This window comes from Corynebacterium halotolerans (genome assembly GCF_050107895.1).
GTDB classification, from domain to species: Bacteria; Actinomycetota; Actinomycetes; order Mycobacteriales; family Mycobacteriaceae; genus Corynebacterium; species Corynebacterium halotolerans_B.
The window spans coordinates 167,321-186,797 of the sequence record NZ_JBNILW010000006.1 but is presented as its reverse complement, the minus strand read 5'-3'; the positions used below and the strand labels follow the sequence as shown (position 1 = coordinate 186,797).

The window sequence follows — 19,477 nt, the reverse complement described above, 5'->3', positions numbered from 1 at the left end:
GACAAGAAGAATCCCCGGTTCACCGTGAACCGGGGATTTTTCCGTTAGTTGTTGGTCACGCCCAGTCCCAGGGGCTTGCCCACCATGGAGGTCTTGCGCACCTGCAGCTTGTCGGCGATGGCGTTGACCGCCTGCGCGGTCGGGGAAGCCGGCTCGGAGACGGCGATCGGCGCGCCGTCGTCCCCGTGCTCGCGCAGCTTCGGGTCCAGGGGCACCTGACCCAGCAGCGGCACCTCATCGCCGGTCAGGGTGCTCAGGCGCTCGGCGACGATGTCACCGCCGCCGGAGCCGAACACGTCCATGGTGGAACCGTCCGGCAGGACCATGGCCCCCATGTTCTCGATGACCCCGGCGACCTTCTGCCGGGTCTGCTGGCTGATCGAACCAGCCCGCTCGGCGACCTGCGCGGCCGCGGACTGCGGGGTGGTCACGATCAGCAGCTCGGCGTTGGGCACCAGCTGCGCCACCGAGATGGCGACGTCGCCGGTGCCGGGCGGCAGATCCAGGAAGAGGAAGTCCAGGTCCCCCCAGAACACGTCGGCGAGGAACTGCTGGATGGCACGGTGCAGCATCGGGCCACGCCACACCACCGGTGCGTTGCCCTCGACGAAGTGGGCGATGGAGATGACCTTCACGCCGTGGGAGATCGGCGGCATGATCATGTCGTCGACCTGGGTGGGGGCGGAGGTGTTGCCGAGCATGCCCGGCACGCTGTGGCCGTAGATGTCGGCGTCCAGGATGCCGACGCGGAAGCCACGGGCGGCGAGGGAGGTGGCCAGGTTGACGGTCATGGAGGACTTGCCCACGCCGCCCTTGCCGGAGGCCACGGCGTAGACGCGTGTGGTGGAACCGGGCTGGGCGAACGGGATGACCGGTTCGGCCGAGTTGCCGCGCAGCTGGGTGCGCAGCTCCCGGCGCTGCTCATCACTCATCACGTCGGTGGTCACCGTGACCTCGCCGACGCCCTCGAGGTCCGCCACGGCGGCCCGGGTGTTGTTCTGGAGGGTGGACTTCATGGGGCAGGCGGCGATGGTCAGGTAGATCTCGACCGCGACATCATCGCCGTCGATGTCGACCGACTTGACCATGCCGAGCTCGGTGATCGGCTTGCCGATCTCCGGATCCTCTACGCGGGACAGCGCGCTGCGGACAGCGGATTCAGTTACTTGAGACATCACCCATCCATCCTAGTCCCTCTGTTTCGGGAGTCATCGTCAGATATGTCACCCTGGGTGGGCTCCCGCAGTTCCGCATGGGAATCCAGGCGGTCGGCGGACTCGTCATCGAGTTTCGCCTCGATTCGCTCCATCAGTCCACGCAGGTCATCGAGCTCGCGACGGAGGTAGTCCCGGGAGACCATGTCGCCGATCGCCAGCCGCGCCCCGGCCAGTTCCCGGGCCAGGAACTCGGTGTCCGCCTTGGTCTGCTCGGAGCGGCGCCGGTCCTGCTGGATGGTCACCTTGTCCCGGTCCTCCTGGCGGTTCTGGGCCAGCAGGATCAGCGGGGCGGCATAAGCGGCCTGGGTGGAGAACGCCAGGTTGAGCAGGATGAACGGGTAGGGGTCCCAGCTCCACCAGAAGCCGCCGATGTTCAGGGCGATCCAGACGATCACGATCAGCGTCTGCCACATCAGGTACTGGCCGGTGCCGAAGAAGCGGGCGACCTTCTCCGCTGCGGCGCCCACGGCGTCGTCGTCGAAGCTGACCAGCCGCCGCCGTTTCGCCGCGATCGGGGTGTCCAGTTGGTGGCGGTTGTACTCAGGCATCAGTCACCTCTCGGAAGCCGGTTTCGCGCCAGTCCTCCGGCAGCATGTGGTCCAGCAGGTCATCGACGGCCACCGCGCCGATCAGATGGTTGTCCTCGTCGAGCACCGGTCCGCAGACGAGGTTGTAGGTGGCGAAGTAGCGGGCCGCGGTTTCCTGGTCGTCATCGGCGTACAACGGCGGCAGATCCGGGTCCAGGATCCCCGAGATCAGCGTGGAGGGCGGCTCCCGCAGCAGTTTTTGCAGATGCACACACCCCAGATACGTGCCGGTGGGGGTGGCGGTGGGCGGCCGGACCACAAACACCAGGGACGCCAGGGAGGTCGGTAGATCCGGGTTGCGGGCGTGGGCCAGCGCCTCGGCGACGGTGGTCTGCGGGCTGAGCACCAGCGGTTCCGGGGTCATGAGCGCGCCCACCGTGTCCGGGGAGAAACCCATCAGCCGGCGCACCGGGGCGGAGTCCTCCGGATCCATCAGCTCCAGCAGCACCTCGGCCTTGGTGCCCGGCAGCTCCCCGAGCAGATCGGCGGCGTCATCGGGGTCCATCTCCTCCAGCACGTCCGCGGCGCGCTCGATGTCCAGGGCCTCGATCAGCTCCGCCTGATCGTCATCCGGCAGCTCCTGGAGGATATCGGCCAGCCGATCGTCGTTGAGCTCGGCGGCGACCTGCTCGCGCTGGAAGCGCGGGAGGTCATTCAGGGCCTTGGCCACGTCTGCCGGACGCATGTCCTGGAACTCGGCGATGATCTCCGCGGTGGTGTCCGTGACACCGACGCCGCCGGCCGTGACGCCGTGGATGTGGTTCCAGGGGACGGGGAACAGCTGCGGGCTGCGGCCGAACTTGGGCCGTTGCCCGAAGACCGCGACGCGGGAGATTACCCAGTCCCGGGTGCGGGTGCGCTCCAGTTCCACGTCCGCGATCTCCACGGGCCGGTCGTGCAGCTGTCCCAGCTCCGGGTCGTCGGTGTGCACCTTGGAGCCGATCACATCGCCCAGGACGGTCAGCTCGCCGGCCCGGGACTGGAAGGCGCGCAGGGAGACCGAGCCTGACACCAGGGTGATGTCGCCCGGTTCGATCGCGGCGATCCGCAGCATCGGCAGAAAGATGCGCCGGTTGTTCGCCAGCTCGACCACCAGGCCGAGGGCCCGGGAGGGTTGTCCGTGGGGCCGGATGTTGACCACCACGTCACGGACCCGGCCGATCACGTCGGTATCGGGCCCGCGGACCTGCATGCCGCGGAGGCGACCGGCGTAGACACGGGTGACTGTACTCATGGATCCTGATTTTAGCTGGTGCGTGGAACTATTGTTCTACCTGGGACGTTGTCCGGGAGACAGCTAACCTGTGAATCCCAGGGCAATATCGAGAAAGGTGGAGCAACACACAATGGCTCAACAGCGGGACAGTGCAAAGGATGCCGTGGCCAAGCGTCGCCGCCCCGAAGGGTGGCCCGTCGGCAGCTTCGACACCTACGAACAGGCCCAGCAGGCGGTGGACATGCTCAGCGACCAGAATTTCTCGGTCGACGGCATCACCATCGTGGGAGTGGACCTGATGGAGGTTGAACGGGTCACCGGCCGACTGACGTGGGGCCGCGTGATCCTCGGGGGAGCGGCCTCCGGCGCCTGGCTCGGTCTGTTCTTCGGCCTGCTGATCGGGATCTTCGGCGGCACGTTCCTCACGCCGCTGCTCACCGGTGTCGTCATGGGCGCGGTCTTCGGTATCATTCTGGCCGTCGTGCCCTATGCCATGAGCGGCGGCCGCCGGGACTTCACCTCGCAGACCCAGATCGTGGCGGGCCGCTATGACATCCTCTGTGTTCCCGAGCTCGCGCGGCAGGCTCGGGACGCGATCGCCCGCTCGGGTCTGGCGGGTCCGGCCACCCCGAACCCGGGTCCGCAGCCCCGACAGGGAAGCGAGTAATCTGACAGGGTCAGAACTGCAGCCTGAAAGAGGAGACAGATGCCGAAGTTTCGACCGGCCGCCGTATTGGCCGGTGGCCTGGCCCTGACGTTGAGTGCCTGCTCCGACGCGGAACCGATGTCGAACCAGGACAGTGGAACCAACCGGCCGCTGGTGATCATCGCGGTACCGGACCCGGAGGACTCCACGGAACAGCTGGTGCTCGGGGAACTCTATGAGCACACGATGCTGGCCAATGACCGGGAGGCGGTGACGGACATCGTGCCGTCGACCACCACCGATGAGCACGGGGTCTCCCTCCTGTCGTCCAGCCGGGCGGACATGATGATCGGCTGCACCGGTGACCTGCTGGGGGCATTTGATCCGGTACGCGCCGAGGAACTGAAGGCGGAGATCGCCGCCGCGGAGGACCCGGCGGCCGCCCGGAAGGACGTCCGACAGCAGGTCTACGATGAGCTGGTCAGCGTCCTGCCCTCGCAGTACGACGCCCCGGACCCCTCCCCGGCGGAGGCCTGCGGCGGAGAGGCCACCGGGCTGCCACAGAACATCGTCCCGGTCTTCCTCAAGACCTCGGTGGGCCGCACTGAGCTGCAGGCGATGAACAAGCTGGGGCGGGCCCTGACCACCGAAGACATCGAGGATGTTGTGGCGGACGCCCGGGAGACCGGCTCCGTCCAGGAGGCCGCGGGGAACTACTTCGAGGGGGCCGGCTCCTACCCCGGGGGAGACGTCCAGGTCGATTCCGGTGCAGGACCGGCGTAGCCGGTAGACACCTCAACCACACGCCAGTGGCCCCGATCCTGAAGAGGATCGGGGCCACTGGTATTCGGGCGCCGGGAGTCCCCGGCACCACACGGTCGGGCTAGATGTCGAAGGCCTCGTCGAGCAGCTTCGCCTGCTCGGCCTTGTGCACCTTGGCCACACCGGTGGCGGTGGAGGACTGGGAGCGGCGGGACACGCGGATCATCTCCGGCATCTCCGGGATCAGGGTGCGCAGGTGCTCGTTGTAGAACGGCCACGGCCCCTGGTTGGCCGGCTCATCCTGGACGAAACGGATCTGGGTGGCGTTCGGGTAGGACTCGAAGGCCTCACGCAGCCGGTTGAACGGGATCGGGTGCAGCATCTCGATACGCACGATGGCGACATCCTCACGGCCGTCCTTCTCGCGCTTCTTCTCCAGCTCGTAGTAGAGCTTGCCGGAGACCAGCATGATGGTCTTGACCTTGTCAGCGTCACCGACGGCCTTGCCGTTGCGGTCGAACTGGTTCGGGTCGTTGATCACGGACTGGAACTTCTCCACCTCGGTGAAGTCCTCCACGGCAGAGGAGGCGGCCTTCATGCGCAGCATCGACTTCGGGGTGAAGACGATCAGCGGGCGCTTCAGGTCCGACAGGGCGTGGCGGCGCAGGAGGTGGAAGTGGTTGGCCGGGGTGGACGGCTGGGCCACGGTCATGGAACCCTCGGCGCACAGCTGCAGGAAGCGCTCGATGCGGGCGGAGGAGTGGTCCGGACCCTGGCCCTCGTAGCCGTGCGGCAGCAGCATGACCAGCTTGGAGGTCTGGCCCCACTTGGCCTCACCGGAGGAGATGTATTCGTCGATGATGGTCTGGCCACCGTTGGCGAAGTCACCGAACTGTGCCTCCCAGGCGACCAGGGCTTCCTGGTTGCCCACGGAGTAGCCGTACTCGAAGCCGATGCCGGCGAATTCGGTCAGCGCGGAGTTGTACACCAGGAACTTACCGCCGTTGCCCTTGTCGTGGGCGAGGTTGTTCAGGGCGTTGAACTCTTCGCCGGTGTTCGGGTCATAGACCACGGCGTGCCGCTGGGTGAAGGTGCCGCGGCGGGTGTCCTCGCCGGCGAGACGGACCAGCTGGCCGGAGTTGGCCACGGAGGAGAAGGCGATGAGCTCGCCCCAGCCCCAGTCGATGCCGCCTTCCTTGGCGGACTCGGCGCGCTTCTTGGCCACCGGTGCGACGCGGGAATGGAACTCGAAGCCCTCCGGCGGCGTGGAGTACGCCTGGGCGATCTCCACCAGTTCCTCGCGGGTGATGTTGGTCTTGAGGCCGTGCGGCAGCTCCTGGGAACCGGTGATGCCGGTCTGCTCCTGGACGCCCTTCTTCTCGGCCTCCTTGACCTCGTTGAAGACGGACTCCATCTGGTCGTGGAAGTCCTGCGCGACCTTCTCCGCGTCTTCCTGGGACAGGTCGCCGCGGCCGATGAGGTCCTCGGTGTAGTGCGCGCGCACCGTCTCCTTGTTGTTGATGATGTCGTACATCTTCGGCTGGGTCATCGACGGGTCATCGGACTCGTTGTGACCGCGGCGGCGGTAGCAGATGAGGTCGATGAAGACGTCCTTGCCGAAGCGGCGGCGGTAGTCCGTGGCCAGCTGGGCCACCCAGACCACGGCCTCCGGGTCATCGCCGTTGACGTGGAAGACGGGGCAGCCGTAGCCCTTGGCGATGTCGGTGGAGTAGTGGGAGGAACGGCCCGAGTCCGGGGTGGTGGTGAAGCCGATCTGGTTGTTGACCACCACGTGGATCGTGCCGCCGACGGTGTAGCCGCGCAGCTGGGCCAGGTTGATGGTCTCCTGGACCACTCCCAGGCCGGTGAAGGAGGCGTCGCCGTGGATCTGCAGGGGCACGACGGTGAAGCCGTGGTCACCCTTGTCCAGGATGTCCTGCTTGGCGCGGGCGATGCCGATCTGGACCGGGTTGACGGCCTCCAGGTGCGAGGGGTTGGCGGTCAGGGAGACCTTGATCTCGCCGTCACCGAACATCTGCAGGTGGGTGCCCTCGGAGCCGAGGTGGTACTTCACGTCACCGGAGCCGCCGACCTGGCCCTGCTCCATGTTGCCCTCGAACTCGTTGAAGATGTTCGCGAGCGGCTTGCCGACGATGTTGAACAGGACGTTCAGGCGACCGCGGTGCGGCATGCCGATGACGACCTCGTCCAGACCCTGGCCGGCGGCGGTGTCGATCACCGAGTCCATCAGCGGGATCAGGGACTCCGCGCCCTCCAGGGAGAAGCGCTTCTGGCCCACGTACTTGGTCTGCAGGAAGTTCTCGAAGGCCTCGGCGGCGTTGAGCTTCTGCAGGACGTACTTCTGTTCGGCGTTGGTCGGCTTCGGGATGCCGGCCTCGATGCGGTCCTGCAGCCAGAGCCGCTCATCGCGGTCCAGGATGTGGGTGTACTCGGAGCCGACCTTCAGGGTGTAGGCGGCGCGCAGGCGGGAGAGCACCTCGCGCAGTGTCATGGTTTCCTTGCCGCCGAAGCCGCCGACGTGGAAGGTGCGGTCGAGGTCCCAGAGCGTCAGGCCGTGGGTCTCGATGTCCAGGTCGCGGTGGTCCGGCACCGGCATGCCCGGCTGGTCCCACAGGAGCGGGTTGGTGTCGGCGATGAGGTGGCCGCGGGAGCGGTAGGCCTCGATCAGCTGCATGACGCGGGTGTTCTTGTCCACGCCGGCGTTGGGCAGGTCCTGTGCCCATCGGATCGGGGTGTAGGGGACGTGCATCTCCGCGAAGATGTGGTCCCAGAAGGCGTCGTCGACCAGCAGGCGGCTGATGGTGCGCAGGAACTCACCGGACTCGGCGCCCTGGATCACGCGGTGATCGTAGGTGGCGGTCATGGTGACCAGCTTGCCCACACCCAGCTCGGCCAGGCGGTCGGCGGAGGCGCCCTGGAATTCGGCCGGGTAGTCCATGGAGCCGACGGCGATGATCGCGCCCTGCCCCTTGGTCAGGCGGGCGATGGAGTGGCGGGTGCCGATGCCGCCGGGGTTGGTCAGGGAGATGGTCACGCCCTGGAAGTCATCCATCTTGAGCTTGTTGACCCGGGCCCGGTTGACGATGTCCTCGTAGGCCTCGACGAACTCGGCGAAGCCCATCTTCTCGGTTTCCTTGATGGCCGCGGAAACCAGCGAACGGGAGCCGTCCTTCTGGGGCAGGTCGATGGCCAGACCGACGTTGATGTGCTCCGGCTGGGTCACCGCCGGCTTGCCGTTCTGCTCCTCGTAGGCCACGTTCATGGCCGGATGGATCATCGTGGCCTTGACCAGGGCGTAGCCGATGATGTGGGTAAAGGAGATCTTGCCGCCACGGGTCCGCTTCAGCTGGTCGTTGACCATGGAGCGGTTCTCGAACATCAGGCGGGCCGGCATGTCCCGCACCGAGGTGGCGGTGGGAACCTCCAGCGAGGCCTCCATATTCTTGGCGATGGCCCGGAACGCTCCCTTGAGCTGGGAGGTGCCGGCCTCGGGGGCCTCCTTGACGTTGGCCAGTGGTGACTGCGCGACCTTCTTCTCGGCCTTTGCGCGGTTTTCCTCCACCGCCTTCTTCACGGTGTCGCCGGCCTGGCGGGCCTTGGTGGCCACCTTCGTCGGCTCCGGCTTCTCGGCCTGCACTCCAAGACCCTCGTCAGCAGCGGCGGTCGGTCGACCCGACGTCGACGTGCTCGCAGCCTTTCCCTGCTGGGCAGACTGCGGAGCTCCCTTGGTCTCGAAGAGCTCGCGCCACTCCTTGTCCACGGACTGGGGGTCCTTCTGGAACTGCTGGAACATCTCGTCTACCAGCCATTGGTTCTGGCCGAAAGTACTAGCGCTGCTCACGGCAGGATCTCGCCTCATTTCCTTGATGGTTCATCATAAAGTCCATTTGTTGTCGTGTTCCCTTAACAGGGTAGCCCGTCTGCACCCAACCACTAACACAACCCGGGTGGGAATCTCACCCCCGACTGTAGCCAATGCTACCTACTGGGAGTGCCACATCCTGGAATACGCTCCAGCCCGGTTGAGCAACGTCAGATGAGATCCGTCCTCGATGATACGCCCCTCGTCGATCACCAGAATGCGATCGGCTCGGGCGGCGGTGGCCAGCCGGTGGGCGACGATCACCGCGGTGCGTCCCCGGGTGACGGCGGCGGAGGCGTCCAGGACGGTCGCCTCCGTCGCCGGATCCAGGGTGGCGGTGGCTTCGTCGAGGAGCAGTAGCCGCGGCTCGACCAGTTCCGCCCGCGCCAGGGCGATCAGTTGGCGCTGGCCGGAGGACAGGCCGCGGCCCTGCTCGCCCACGCGGTGGTGCAGACCGTCGGCCAGCAGGGAGAGGGCGGGCAGCGCCCCCACGCGGTTGACCGCGGCCAGGATCTCAGCCTCGGTGGCGGCGGGTCTCCCGTACGCGATGTTCTGCGCGACGGTGCCGGGGAACAGGTGGGTCTCCTGCGGCACGCTGCCGGTCGCCCGGCGCCACTCGGTGACCGGGAACTCGCGCAGATCCGTGCCGGCGGCGGTGACGGCTCCCGCGACCGGGTCGTAGAAGCGGCTGAGCAGCTTCACGATCGTCGACTTTCCCGCCCCGGTCGGGCCGACCAGCGCGACGGTGGTGCCCGGTTCCAGGGCCACGGACATGTCGTGGGTGACGGTCGGGGAGCCGGGGGCGTAGGCGAAGGAGACGTCGTCCAGCGCGATCCGGCCGCCCGCGGCCTCCCGGGCACCACGGGTGGTGCCGGTGTCGGGGACGGCGGGGCGCTCGGCCAGGAGGTCCCGGATGCGGCGCAGGCCGACGGCCGCCTGCTGGTAGGTGTCGAAGATCTGCCCGAGCTGCTGGATCGGGCCGAAGAGCTGGCTCAGGTACATCACGAAGGCGATCAGTACCCCGGCGCTGATCTGCCCGCCGGCCACGTGGGCGGCGCCGACGCCGAGGACGGCCGCCTGGGCGAGCTCGGAGACCGCCTGGATGCCGGGGAAGTAGATCGACACCGCGGTGTGCGAGCGGATGCGCAGGCGCCGGTAGCGGTCGGACTCCTCGGTGAGCCGGTCCAGCGTGGTGCCGGTCATGGTGTGCATCTGGGCGGTGCGCAGGCCGCCGATGGCCTCGGCGAAGGTGGCGTTGACCGTGCTGACCTGTTCGCGCGCCACGGTGTAGAGCCGGACGGAGATCCGCCGGAAGATCAGGGTGGCCACGACGATCACCGGGATGGCGGCGAAGGCCACCAGGGCCAGGGAGGCGTCGGTGTAGAGCAGCATGCCGATGATGCCCACCAGGGTGCCCAGGGCGACCACCGCCTGCGCCAGCCCGGTCTGCAGGAAGGCGCTCAGGTTGTCGATGTCCGTGGTCATCCGCGTCAGGATGCGCCCGGACATGGTGGATTCATAATAGTTCATGGACAGCCGCTGCAGATGGGTGAAGCTGCGCAGCCGCAGCCCGAAGAGCAGCCGTTCGCCGGTGCGTGCCGTGAGGATAGTGCGCAGCCACGCCGCCACCCAGGCGACGGCGACCACGCCCAGTCCGATCGCCGCCACCCACCACAGCGCGGCGGTGTCACCGTCACCGACGCCGTGGTCGACGGCCAGGCGCATCAGGGTGGGGAAGGCCAGGTCCGCCAGCACCCCGACGATGAGCAGGGCCACCACGGCCACCAGCAGCCACCGCACGCGGTGGAACAGGGTGCCCAGCCGGAAGGTGGAGGTGGTGGAACGCAGGGGCGCGGTATCGATCTTCGGCTGCTCCGTGGCCGGCGGCAGGGCGGCCAGCTGGTGGGCGACGACCGGGCTCGGCTGATTGGGGTCCTCCCACGCGGTCTCGGGGAAGAGGTCCCGGTCACTGGTGTCCGTGACGGCGTGCCCGGCGTCGAAGAGCCGCGTGAAGCGGGGGTGGTCCGCCAGTTCCGCCAGGGTGCCGGTGACGGTCAGCCGACCGTCCTCGAGGACGGCGACGCGGTCCGCCAGGCGCAGCGTGGACCGCCGGTGGGCGATCGTCAGCACAGTGACGTCCGCGGTGGCGGCCTTCAGGTTGGCGATGATCTCGGCCTCGGTGCGGGCGTCGATGGCGGAGGTGGCGTCATCCAGGACCAGGACGCGGGGCCGGGCGAGCAGGGCCCGGGCGAGGGCGATGCGCTGGCGCTGTCCGCCCGACAGGGTCAGGCCGCGTTCCCCGACGACGGTGTCGTAGCCGTCCTCGAGCTCGGTGATGAAGCCGTCCGCGCACGCCAGCCGGGCGGCCTCAGCCACCTCGGCGTCGCTGGCCGCGCTGCCCATCGCGATGTTCTCGCGGATGCTGGAGGAGTACAGGAAGGCCTCGTCGAACACGCAGACCACCGCCCGGCGCAGATCCCCGGCGGCCAGGTCCGCATAGGCGACGTCGCCGTGCGGGGAGGTCAGCTCGAGCTGGCCGGCGTCCGGCCGGTAGAAACCGCCGAGCAACTGCACCAGCATGGACTTACCCGCGCCGGTCGGACCGACCAGGGCCAGGGTCTCGCCGCGGGCGACGGTGAGATCCAGTCCGTCCAGCACCTGCCGTTCCGCGGTGGCGAACTCGACGCCGCTCACCCGCAGGCCGAGCGGGCCGTCGGGAACGGGTTCCGGATCGACCGGATCCGGGTGGGTGGGGCGCTGGTCGAGCAGCTCGCCGATGCGGTCGGCGGAGGCCATCCCGATCTGGAAGCGGACGATCATCGACGAGAGCATGCGGGTGATCGCCGTGAGCTGGGTCAGGTAGACCGAGAACGCGAAGAAGGTGCCCACCGTGATCTGGTCGGACATGGCCAGCCAGCCGCCGAGGATGATGTTGACCACCAGCGCGATCTGCGGCACCTGCTCCAGCAGCGGCTGGAAGCGGGCGTTGATCCGGGCCGCCCGCATGCGCTCGGCGTAGAGGTCGCGGCCGAGCTCCTCGAGCCGGTCGATCTCGCGCTCCTCCTGCGCGAAGGCCTTGACCACCCGCACCCCGGAGACGTTCTGCTCCACGTGTTCCGCCAGGTTCGCCGCGGACTGCTGGGCGGCCCAGGTGGAGGCGTAGAGCCGACCGCGGGAGCGGGCCGCGAGGTAGGCGATGCCCGGCAAAAAGGCGACGGCGATGACCGTCAGCAGCGGGGAGATGGTGAGCATCACGCCGATGATCAGGACCAGCTTGGCCACGCTGCCCACCGCCAGCGGCAGCTGGGCGAGCAGCCGCTGCACGGCCCCCAGGTCACTGATGGAGCGGGAGACCACCTGCCCGATGCTGATGCGGTCCTGGCCCGGGCCGTCCAGGTGCTGCAGCCGGTCCAGGACCTGCACGCGCAGCAGATGCTGGACGTCGATCGACAGCTTGCCGGCGGTGAACCGCCGGCCGAACTGGAAGCCGTAGCGCAGCAGGGCGACGGCCACCAGCACGACGATGATCGCGGTCAGCGGCGAGACGCCGGACAGCAGGTCGGCGGCGACCCCGCCATCCGAGGTGCCCACGGCCACGTCCACGGCGTCCCGGGTCAGCAACGGAATGACGACCTCGAACGCGACCACCGCCAGGGTGGTCAGCAACGCGGCGAGGGTGATGAGGCGCTTGTGCCGCAGCGCCCGGAGCAGGTGGGTCACTTGCGCTTCCGGCGGAAGGGGTTCTTCGGCTCCTTGATCGAGCCCTTGGCGGGGGCGGGGGTGTCGAAGGCGGCCGGCGGGGTGCCCAGCGACTCACCCGCGTTGCGGATCAGCCGGTTGGCCAGCTTCCGGTTGGCGATGGTGCCCAGCACCGCACCGACCCCGAAGGGCAGGATCTTGCCGAACCAGCTGGCGCCGAGCTTCTTGCCCACCCGCTTCAGCGCGATGCGCAGCAGGCGGCTGTTGACCTCGGTCAGCCGGGAGGCGGAGAAACGGGAGACCGCGGTGATCGAGGGCAGGTTACCGCTCTGCTCCGAACCCAGGTCTCCCACCAGCACGTCACTGACCGCCGACCCCTTGGAACCCAGCAGGACGATGAGGATCAGGGCACGCCGGCGCTCGGGGTCCTGGATATCCACCCCGCGCACGTGGGCCGAGGCCACGGTGTAAATGGCCGCGGCGTCGAGAAAGACCAGGGACTCCGCCCCGACGGCCGCCGCCCCGGTGATGAAACCGATGCCCGGGACCGCCGCCGCGGCACCCACGCCCGCGCCGGTGCCGGTGGCCAGCCGCAGAAAGTGCTTGTCCAGCTGCCGCTGGATCTCCGCGGGGCCGGCCTCCGGGCTGCGGGAGCGTAGGAAGGACACGTAGCGCTCGATGGTGCCGGCCTGGACCCCGACAGCGCGGTCCAGGGCCTTGATGAGGGCCCGGCCGGTCGGCCCGGCGTTGCGCTTCAGCGCGGCCGGATCCGAACCGATCCCGTCGGTGATGATCCCGTCTGGGTTATGGGGCATGACTACCTCTGTTCACTGGTGGCGTAGGCCTCCGCGGCACCTACCTGCTCATCGGTGGGACGGATGCCCGTGTAGAGCTCGAACTGTTCCGCGGCCTGGAGGGCGAGCACCTCACCGCCGTGGATGGTGGGGACACCCAGCTGGGTCGCGAGCTGGATCAGCGGGGTGCGCACCGGGATCGCGACGACATCGAAGACGAGTTTGGCGCGGGAGATCTCTTCTTCCGTGAATGCCAACGCATCTTCCTCGCCCTCCATTCCGATCGGGGTGACATTGACCAGCAGCTCGGACTCCTCCGGAACCTCGGTGGAGAACTCCCAGCCCAGCCGCTGCGCCAGGGAGGCACCGGTGACGTGGTTGCGGGCCACCACGGTACCGGTCATGCCGTGATCGGTCAGCGCGGCGACGACCGCGTTGGCCATCCCGCCCGAACCGCGGACGGTCACCGGCAGGGAAGGGTCCACGTCATGCCGCCTGAGCAGTTCGCGCACGGCGACATAATCGGTGTTGTAGCCGGTCAGCGTGCCGGCGTCGTTGACGATGGTGTTGACCGAACGGATCCGTTCGGCGGAGGGGTCCAGCGCATCCAGCAGCGGAATGACCTCCTCCTTGTAGGGCATGGAGACTCCCGCGCCGCGGATGCCCAGTCCCCGGATGCCGGCGACCGCCGCGGTGATGTCCAGCGGCGCGACCGCCTTGTACAGGAAGTTGAGATCGTACTCGGCGTAGAGCCAGTTGTGGAAGCGTACGCCGTGGTTGCCCGGGCGTGCCGCCAGGGAGATGCAGAGCACGGTATCTCGATCGACTTGGTTGACCATGACTTACACCCTAAACACAACTACCGTGGTTGGTATGAATGACAGCTCGTTTTCCGCGGGTCCCGTCGCCGCCACGACGTCCGGATACGTGCGCGGGTCTGTCGATGCTGAGCTGGGGATACGGACCTGGAAAGGCGTACCCTTCGGCGCGGACACCGCCGGACCAGCCCGATTCCGTTCCCCCGAGCCCGCCCCCGGGTGGTACGGCGTGCGCGAGTGCACCACCTACGGCCCGCCCGCCCCGCAACCCACCTACTCCTGGACCGACCGCATCATCGGCGCGGAGGACTGCCTCCACCTCGACGTGGTCCGTCCGGACACCGAGGAGGAACTGCCCGTGGTGGTCTACTTCCACGGTGGATCGTTCATCATGGGAGCCTCGCACGAGGAGATGCTCCGCGGCTTCAATCTCGCCACCAGCATGGACGTGGTCTATGTCTCGGTGAACTTCCGGCTGGGTGCACTGGGCTACCTGGACCTGCGGAGTCTGGGCGGGGAGAGCGCGGCCAATCCGGCCCTGCTCGATCAACTCCTCGCACTTGACTGGGTGCACGACAACATCGACAGTTTCGGCGGTGACCCGCACAACGTGACCATCATGGGCGAATCCGCCGGCGGCGCCTCGGTGATCGCGCTGATGTGCGTGCCCTCCGCCTTCGGTCTCTACCACCGGGCGATCGCCCAGTCCCCGCCGATCTCCCTGCTCCACTCCACCGCCCAGTCCACCCTGTGGGCCCGGGAACTGGTCTACCGCATGGCCCTGCCCCGGCAGACCACCGTGGACGCGCTGCGCCGTGAGAACGCCGCGGACCTGGTGCGCGCCGGGCAGTCCATGATGTGGGGGAGCGGGGAACTGATCTACCTGAACTCCTGCTACGGACCCACCGTGGACGGGACGGTGCTGCCGGACCATCCGCTGACCATGTTCCACAACGGCGAGCAGGCCCAGGTGCCGCTGCTGCTCGGCACCAACCTGGACGAGGCCAGCTTCAGCAAGTTCTTCTACCTGCGCGCCTCCGCCCGCAGCCGGGCGGCCCTCCGGCTGCTCTCCGCCTTCGACCCCGTCAACGCCGCAGACGTGCTCGACGTCTACGACGGGGCGGTGTCCCGCGCGGACTTCGCGGAGATGCTTGCCGACGCCGTCTTCTGGGCCCCCGCCGTCCAGACCGCGGCTGCGCACGCGGCCACCTCACCGACCTGGATGTACCGCTTCGACTACGCCCCCGCCGCCCTGCGCTGGTTGGGACTGGGGGCCATGCACTCGCTGGAGCTCTCCGCGGTCTTCGGCGCCCCGGAGGCCTCGCGGGCCCGCAACCTCTCCCGCTGGGGCGGACTCGACGGACTGCCCGAGATCACCGAGCAGATGCAGAGTCACTGGAGCAACTTCATCCACCACGGGAACCCGGGCGGGCAGTGGCCCGCCTACCAGGCGGGCACCCCGGACGAGCCGCGCCGGGCCACGAAGATCTTCGACGTGGACACCACCGTGGAATATGACCCCAAGAGCGAGAAGCGCCGGGCCTGGTACGACTACGACATGCTCGAGTGGGGCACCGGGCGGCCCGAACTGCTCGCGGAGCTGGGACTGGCCGACGATGACCCGTGGTGGTACTAGCCTGCGGGAACCGCGTCGCAGGAGGGCGACAAAACCCGGTGACGGCGACTAGGCTTGGATCGGACCGTCGCGGCCCTCGCGACGGTCAACTCATCACCGCTTCGTTGGAAGGTTTGCCGGACATGAGCTTTTTCGAGGACATCGCGGCGGCCCTGGATGCCGATGGCATCGAGTCCCGCGTCAATGACGACACCATGTTTGTTCCGATCACCTCTGACCTGGAGATCCAGTTCGTGGAGATCGATGCGCTGCTTCCGGCCGCCAACGTCTACATCGCCGCTGCCGACGTGGACGAGGATGACGAGGATTTTGAGGCCGTGCTGGTCTCTGTCGTGTTCAGCGTGGAGGGTGCCGTGGCGACGGTGGCCCGCCACGTGGCCACCGACCAGGTGATCACCGTCCTGCGCGACCTGCTGGAAGGCACTGACGAACGGATCGGGGACCTGGAGTTCTACCAGGACGCGCTCAACGCCAACCTGGTGCGGGCGGAGGTCGGGTCCAACTCCGAGCTGCAGGTGCTCGTCGAGGTGCTCGACGGCGTCCCCACCGCTGAAGTCACCTTCGTGGCCATCGGCGAGAGCTTCGAGGAGCTGGTGGACCAGGCGATCTCCGAACTGTGGGAATCCGACGGCGAGGCCATGCTCAACGATGAGGACCGGCAGCAGATGTTCGCCGAGCTGTCCAATGACGCGGAGCTGGCCACCGACGAGATCCTGGATCTGGGCACCTTCACCGACTTCGACCGGCTCTTCGACGTCCTCTCGCTCGCCGCGGACCAGGCGGAGGACTGGGAGGAGCAGCTCGTCCCCTTCGATGACGAGGAATTCGACCAGCCCGAGGTCTACGACATCTTCGGCGAGGACGATGAGGACGACGATGACTTCGACGAAGATGACGACGATGACGAGGATGTGGCACTCGACGAGGAGGTCGACGCGGAATCCCGCGGCTGACGGGTCCCGGTGAGGTAGGTGCTGACGTGACGAGAATCGGGTTCCACGCCTCGCACGAGCAGATCGGCCCGGCGGAGCTGCTGCGCAACGTGCAGCAGGCCGAAACCGCCGGATTCACGGCGGTAATGTGTTCGGATCACCTGGAACCATGGTCGCACCGTCAGCGCCACGCGGGGCACGCCTGGTCCTGGTTGGGTGCGGCGTTGGCCACCACGACGCTGCCGTTCGGCGTGGTCACCGTGCCCGGCTACCGCCACAACGTCACTGTTCTCGCCCAGGCGGCGGCCACCCTGGCGGAGATGTTCCCGGGAAGGTTCTGGTTCGCCCCAGGCAGCGGGGAGTACCTCAACGAACACGTCACCGGCGAGGACTGGCCGACGAAGGAGGACCGCCAACAGCGACTCGGGGAGTGCCTGACCGTGCTCCGCCGGCTGCACGAGGGCGAGCGGGTCACCCATCACGGCGCGGTGACCGTGGACCGGGCCCGGGTGTGGGAACAACCGGAGCAGCGTCCCGCCATGTTCCTGCCGGCCCTGACACCGGAGACCGCGCAGCGCTTCGCTCCGCAGGTGGACGGTCTGATCACCGTCAACCAGCCGCTGGCGAACCTCCGCCGGATGATCGACTCCTACCGTGCTAGCGGTGGCACCGGGCGCCTGGCGCTGCAGGTGCACCTGAGCTGGGCGGAGACTGAGGATGAAGCCCTCGCCATCGCCCATGAGCAGTGGCGGACCAATGTGTTCAGTTCGCGGACCATGGCCGGGATGGCGTTGCCGGAGGACTATGACCGGAAGGCGGAGCGGGAGCCGGTGTCACCCGGCCAGTTGCGCGGGGCGGTGAATATCTCAGCGGATCCGGGACGGCACGCGGCCTGGTTGCAGGAGTACGTTGAGCTGGGGTTCGAAGAGATTCATCTGCACCATGTCGGGCGGTGCCAGCAGCGCTTCATCGAGGAATTCGGTGAAAAGGTGTTGCCGCAGTTCGGCTGAAGGGGGCCCGCCGATTGGTCTGGGAACGAGACAGCGGCGAATATGGTGACATGAACATCGATATCCCCGGACTCGTGGACGCGGTGTCCCAGCACGCGTGGTTGGTGATCGCCCTGATTGCCGCTGCGGCGCTGGCGGAGGCCGCGCTCGGCTTCGGGGCGATCGTGCCGGGCGAGACCATCGTGGTGCTGGGCGCCGTCGTCCTGTCTAACACGAGCAACTGGTGGGTGGTCTCCGGCTGTCTGGCCGTGGCCGTCGCCGCCTCCGCCGGGGACCACATCGGTTGGTGGATCGGCCGCAAGGCCGGACCGCCGATGCGTGACTCCAAGGTCGTGAAGTCCGTGGGAACCGGGTACTGGGACAAGGCGATGAACGCCGTGGACCGGCAGGGGTTGTTCCCGCTGGTCCTGGCCCGCCAACTTCCCGGCGTCCGCACGCTGGTGGCTGCCGCCTGTGGCGCGGCCCGGGTGCCGTACCGCCGTTTCGCCACCGCGAGTGTGATCGGCGCCGTCATCTGGTCGCTGCTGTGGGTCGGCGGGGGCGCGATCGCCGGCCGTGCCCTGCTCGAGTTCCTGGGGCCCATCCTGCCGATCATCGTGGTGGTGTGGATCGCGGGCGTGGTCGGACTGGTCATCTTCCGCACCGTGCGCAACCGGCGGAACCGGAGTCGAAAGACCGCTTAGACTGGGGGGCATGGCGGCATGGGAGAGGCTCGCGGAGAAACTGGCGGCGGCAGCCGGCAGGAAGCACGGTCCCACCGCGCTGCTGGTGGCCGAGGCTGACGGCCCGCGCCGCTCCATCGGGGTGGGCGGGCTGGACATTGACGGCCCCTACGCGATCGACGCCGTGAGCAAGTTGTTCACTCACGCCCTCATCTTCCAGCTGATCGATCAGCGTCTGCTGCGCTATGACGACCGGCTCCTTGAATTGTGGCCGGAGGCCGGGGAGCTGCTGCCCGGCCTGGAGAAGGTGACCGTGCGCCAGCTGGTCAACCAGACCTCGGGCCTGCCCGCCCCGGACGACGACGAGGCCCTGGCGCGGAACCGGAAGGTGGCGCTGCCGGAGATGATGCGGGTGGCGGCGACGATGAAGCGGCCTGCGGGACGCCACGCCCACTACTCGGGCCTCAACGCGGAACTGCTGGCCCAGGTGGCGGCAGAGATCACCGCTGAACCGTTCCCCGAACTGTTGCACAGGGGGATCTTCGTGCCCCTCGGGCTGCATCACACCGCTCCGGTCGAACCTGCCGGTCAGGACTACGCCGCCGTCATGACCGCCGAGGGGCCGGTGCGGGGGCCGCGCTACCTGGCCGGCGCGGTGGCATCCGGTGGAATCATCTCCACCGCCCGGGAGCAGGTGCACTTCATCCGGGCCTTCCACGAGGGGGAGCTCTTCGAACGCAGGCACATCACGGATCCGGCCTTCCGGCGGATTCAGCTGGCTCCGCTGCAGTACGGCGCCGGAATGATGAGCATGACGGCCGCACGTTCCTCCTCGGAGCTCCCCGCGCCTGAGATCCTGGGCCACTCCGGTTCCACCGGCAGCTTCGCCTTCTACTGCCCCTCCCGGGAGTTGTTCCTGGCCGGGACGATCAACACGGTGCTGAGCCCTCCCTACCCCGTGATCTACCAGGCCCTGGATGCGTACTAGGCGGCCTTTTCCGCTCCGGCGAACAGGGAACCGGGGGAGTGGAGCGGCCGGTAGCGGCTGTCCACGAGCCAGCAATAGGTGGGCGGTTGATCCCCGGTGACCTCGTGGACCGCGTCAATCAGGTCCGCCGGCACCAGCGCCCGGATCCAGGCCTCCGCCACGGCCGCGTCGGCTCGACCATGTCTTCCGGTCAGCCGCACGGAAACCAGGTAGGCCGGCTCGCGGTGTTCCCCGAAGCCCCGGACCCGGGCCCTGGCCCGTGGACCGACCCGGTGCCGGGTCACCGCCGCACTCAATTCACCACCGTTCACCTCCGGCAGGACTTTCGAGGGCGGCCGCCAGGTGGGGACCGGGCGGGCCAGGGAACGAGGATGGTGCAGGATCGAGGTCAACGCCTGCAGGGACTCCGCCTCCCGTTCCCGGAGTTCCGCGGCGAGGGCGACGGGGTCAAGCTGGCTGGGGCGGTGGGAAAAACGGCGGGAGCGGGGGAAACGAAAGTGGCTGGGGGAGGAGTGGGAGGAGTTCATCATGGCCTGGATCCTAAAACCTCGTGCGAACATGTTTACGAAAACACTTTAGAACGCCTGTTCGAACATCTCAAGAGGAGGAACCTGCCCTGATGGCTCA

The 19,477-nt window shown here is 68.0% G+C and carries 15 protein-coding genes; 7 read left to right on the top strand and 8 right to left on the bottom strand.

Annotation, left to right across the window (positions count from 1 at the left end):
- Nucleotides 1-44 precede the first annotated feature (44 nt).
- Genes ACQCVD_RS08065 through ACQCVD_RS08055 form a run of 3 tightly spaced genes read right to left on the bottom strand, consistent with a single transcriptional unit; the run spans nt 45 to nt 3,038 of the window.
- The gene (locus ACQCVD_RS08065; protein ID WP_426823218.1) at nt 45-1,175 is read right to left on the bottom strand and encodes an Mrp/NBP35 family ATP-binding protein; all 1,131 of its coding nucleotides are present in this window, start codon (nt 1,173-1,175) and stop codon (nt 45-47) included.
- Nucleotides 1,175-1,765, bottom strand: coding sequence for a DUF1003 domain-containing protein (locus tag ACQCVD_RS08060; RefSeq protein ID WP_426823217.1), 591 nt, complete (start codon nt 1,763-1,765; stop codon nt 1,175-1,177). Before ACQCVD_RS08060 ends, ACQCVD_RS08065 begins: the two co-directional genes overlap by 1 nt.
- Nucleotides 1,758-3,038, bottom strand: coding sequence for a magnesium transporter MgtE N-terminal domain-containing protein (locus ACQCVD_RS08055; protein WP_426823216.1), 1,281 nt, complete (start codon nt 3,036-3,038; stop codon nt 1,758-1,760). Before ACQCVD_RS08055 ends, ACQCVD_RS08060 begins: the two co-directional genes overlap by 8 nt.
- Nucleotides 3,039-3,150: 112 nt before the next feature.
- Between ACQCVD_RS08055 and ACQCVD_RS08050 the strand changes: the two genes are divergently transcribed.
- On the top strand, nt 3,151-3,687 hold the full coding sequence (locus ACQCVD_RS08050) for a general stress protein (RefSeq protein WP_426823215.1): 537 nt from the start codon (nt 3,151-3,153) through the stop codon (nt 3,685-3,687).
- A 39-nt stretch (nt 3,688-3,726) separates the two neighbouring features.
- A complete protein-coding gene (locus ACQCVD_RS08045) occupies nt 3,727-4,449 on the top strand; it encodes a hypothetical protein (RefSeq protein ID WP_426823214.1) in 723 nt (240 codons plus the stop codon).
- A 100-nt stretch (nt 4,450-4,549) separates the two neighbouring features.
- Here ACQCVD_RS08045 and ACQCVD_RS08040 read toward each other — a convergent pair whose 3' ends face one another.
- From ACQCVD_RS08040 to ACQCVD_RS08025, 4 genes are all read right to left on the bottom strand, one after another.
- On the bottom strand, nt 4,550-8,290 hold the full coding sequence (locus tag ACQCVD_RS08040) for a multifunctional oxoglutarate decarboxylase/oxoglutarate dehydrogenase thiamine pyrophosphate-binding subunit/dihydrolipoyllysine-residue succinyltransferase subunit (protein WP_426823213.1): 3,741 nt from the start codon (nt 8,288-8,290) through the stop codon (nt 4,550-4,552).
- 141 nt (nt 8,291-8,431) lie between these two features.
- Nucleotides 8,432-12,031, bottom strand: coding sequence for an ABC transporter ATP-binding protein (locus ACQCVD_RS08035; RefSeq protein ID WP_426823212.1), 3,600 nt, complete (start codon nt 12,029-12,031; stop codon nt 8,432-8,434).
- On the bottom strand, nt 12,028-12,825 hold the full coding sequence (locus ACQCVD_RS08030; RefSeq protein WP_426823211.1) for a hypothetical protein: 798 nt from the start codon (nt 12,823-12,825) through the stop codon (nt 12,028-12,030). Before ACQCVD_RS08030 ends, ACQCVD_RS08035 begins: the two co-directional genes overlap by 4 nt.
- A 2-nt stretch (nt 12,826-12,827) precedes the next feature.
- On the bottom strand, nt 12,828-13,643 hold the full coding sequence (locus ACQCVD_RS08025; RefSeq protein WP_426823210.1) for a shikimate 5-dehydrogenase: 816 nt from the start codon (nt 13,641-13,643) through the stop codon (nt 12,828-12,830).
- Between the two features lie 34 nt (nt 13,644-13,677).
- On the opposite strand from ACQCVD_RS08025, the gene ACQCVD_RS08020 reads away from it, so the two are divergent.
- The 5 genes from ACQCVD_RS08020 to ACQCVD_RS08000 all read left to right on the top strand — a co-directional run bounded on the left by ACQCVD_RS08020 (nt 13,678) and on the right by ACQCVD_RS08000 (nt 18,850).
- Complete coding sequence (locus tag ACQCVD_RS08020; protein WP_426823209.1) at nt 13,678-15,258, top strand: carboxylesterase/lipase family protein; 1,581 nt, start codon at nt 13,678-13,680, stop codon at nt 15,256-15,258.
- A 122-nt stretch (nt 15,259-15,380) separates the two neighbouring features.
- Nucleotides 15,381-16,211, top strand: coding sequence for a hypothetical protein (locus ACQCVD_RS08015; protein WP_426823208.1), 831 nt, complete (start codon nt 15,381-15,383; stop codon nt 16,209-16,211).
- A 26-nt stretch (nt 16,212-16,237) separates the two neighbouring features.
- Complete coding sequence (locus tag ACQCVD_RS08010; RefSeq protein WP_426823207.1) at nt 16,238-17,200, top strand: TIGR03885 family FMN-dependent LLM class oxidoreductase; 963 nt, start codon at nt 16,238-16,240, stop codon at nt 17,198-17,200.
- 50 nt (nt 17,201-17,250) lie between these two features.
- Nucleotides 17,251-17,883, top strand: a complete 633-nt coding sequence (locus tag ACQCVD_RS08005; RefSeq protein ID WP_426823206.1) for a DedA family protein — start codon at nt 17,251-17,253, stop codon at nt 17,881-17,883.
- Between the two features lie 10 nt (nt 17,884-17,893).
- Entirely contained in the window at nt 17,894-18,850 is a 957-nt protein-coding gene (locus tag ACQCVD_RS08000; protein ID WP_426823205.1) for a serine hydrolase domain-containing protein, read from the top strand.
- On the opposite strand, the gene ACQCVD_RS07995 is transcribed toward ACQCVD_RS08000, so the two are convergent.
- On the bottom strand, nt 18,847-19,380 hold the full coding sequence (locus ACQCVD_RS07995; RefSeq protein WP_426823204.1) for a hypothetical protein: 534 nt from the start codon (nt 19,378-19,380) through the stop codon (nt 18,847-18,849). The two genes, ACQCVD_RS08000 and ACQCVD_RS07995, sit on opposite strands and share 4 nt — an antisense overlap.
- Nucleotides 19,381-19,477 lie beyond the last annotated feature (97 nt).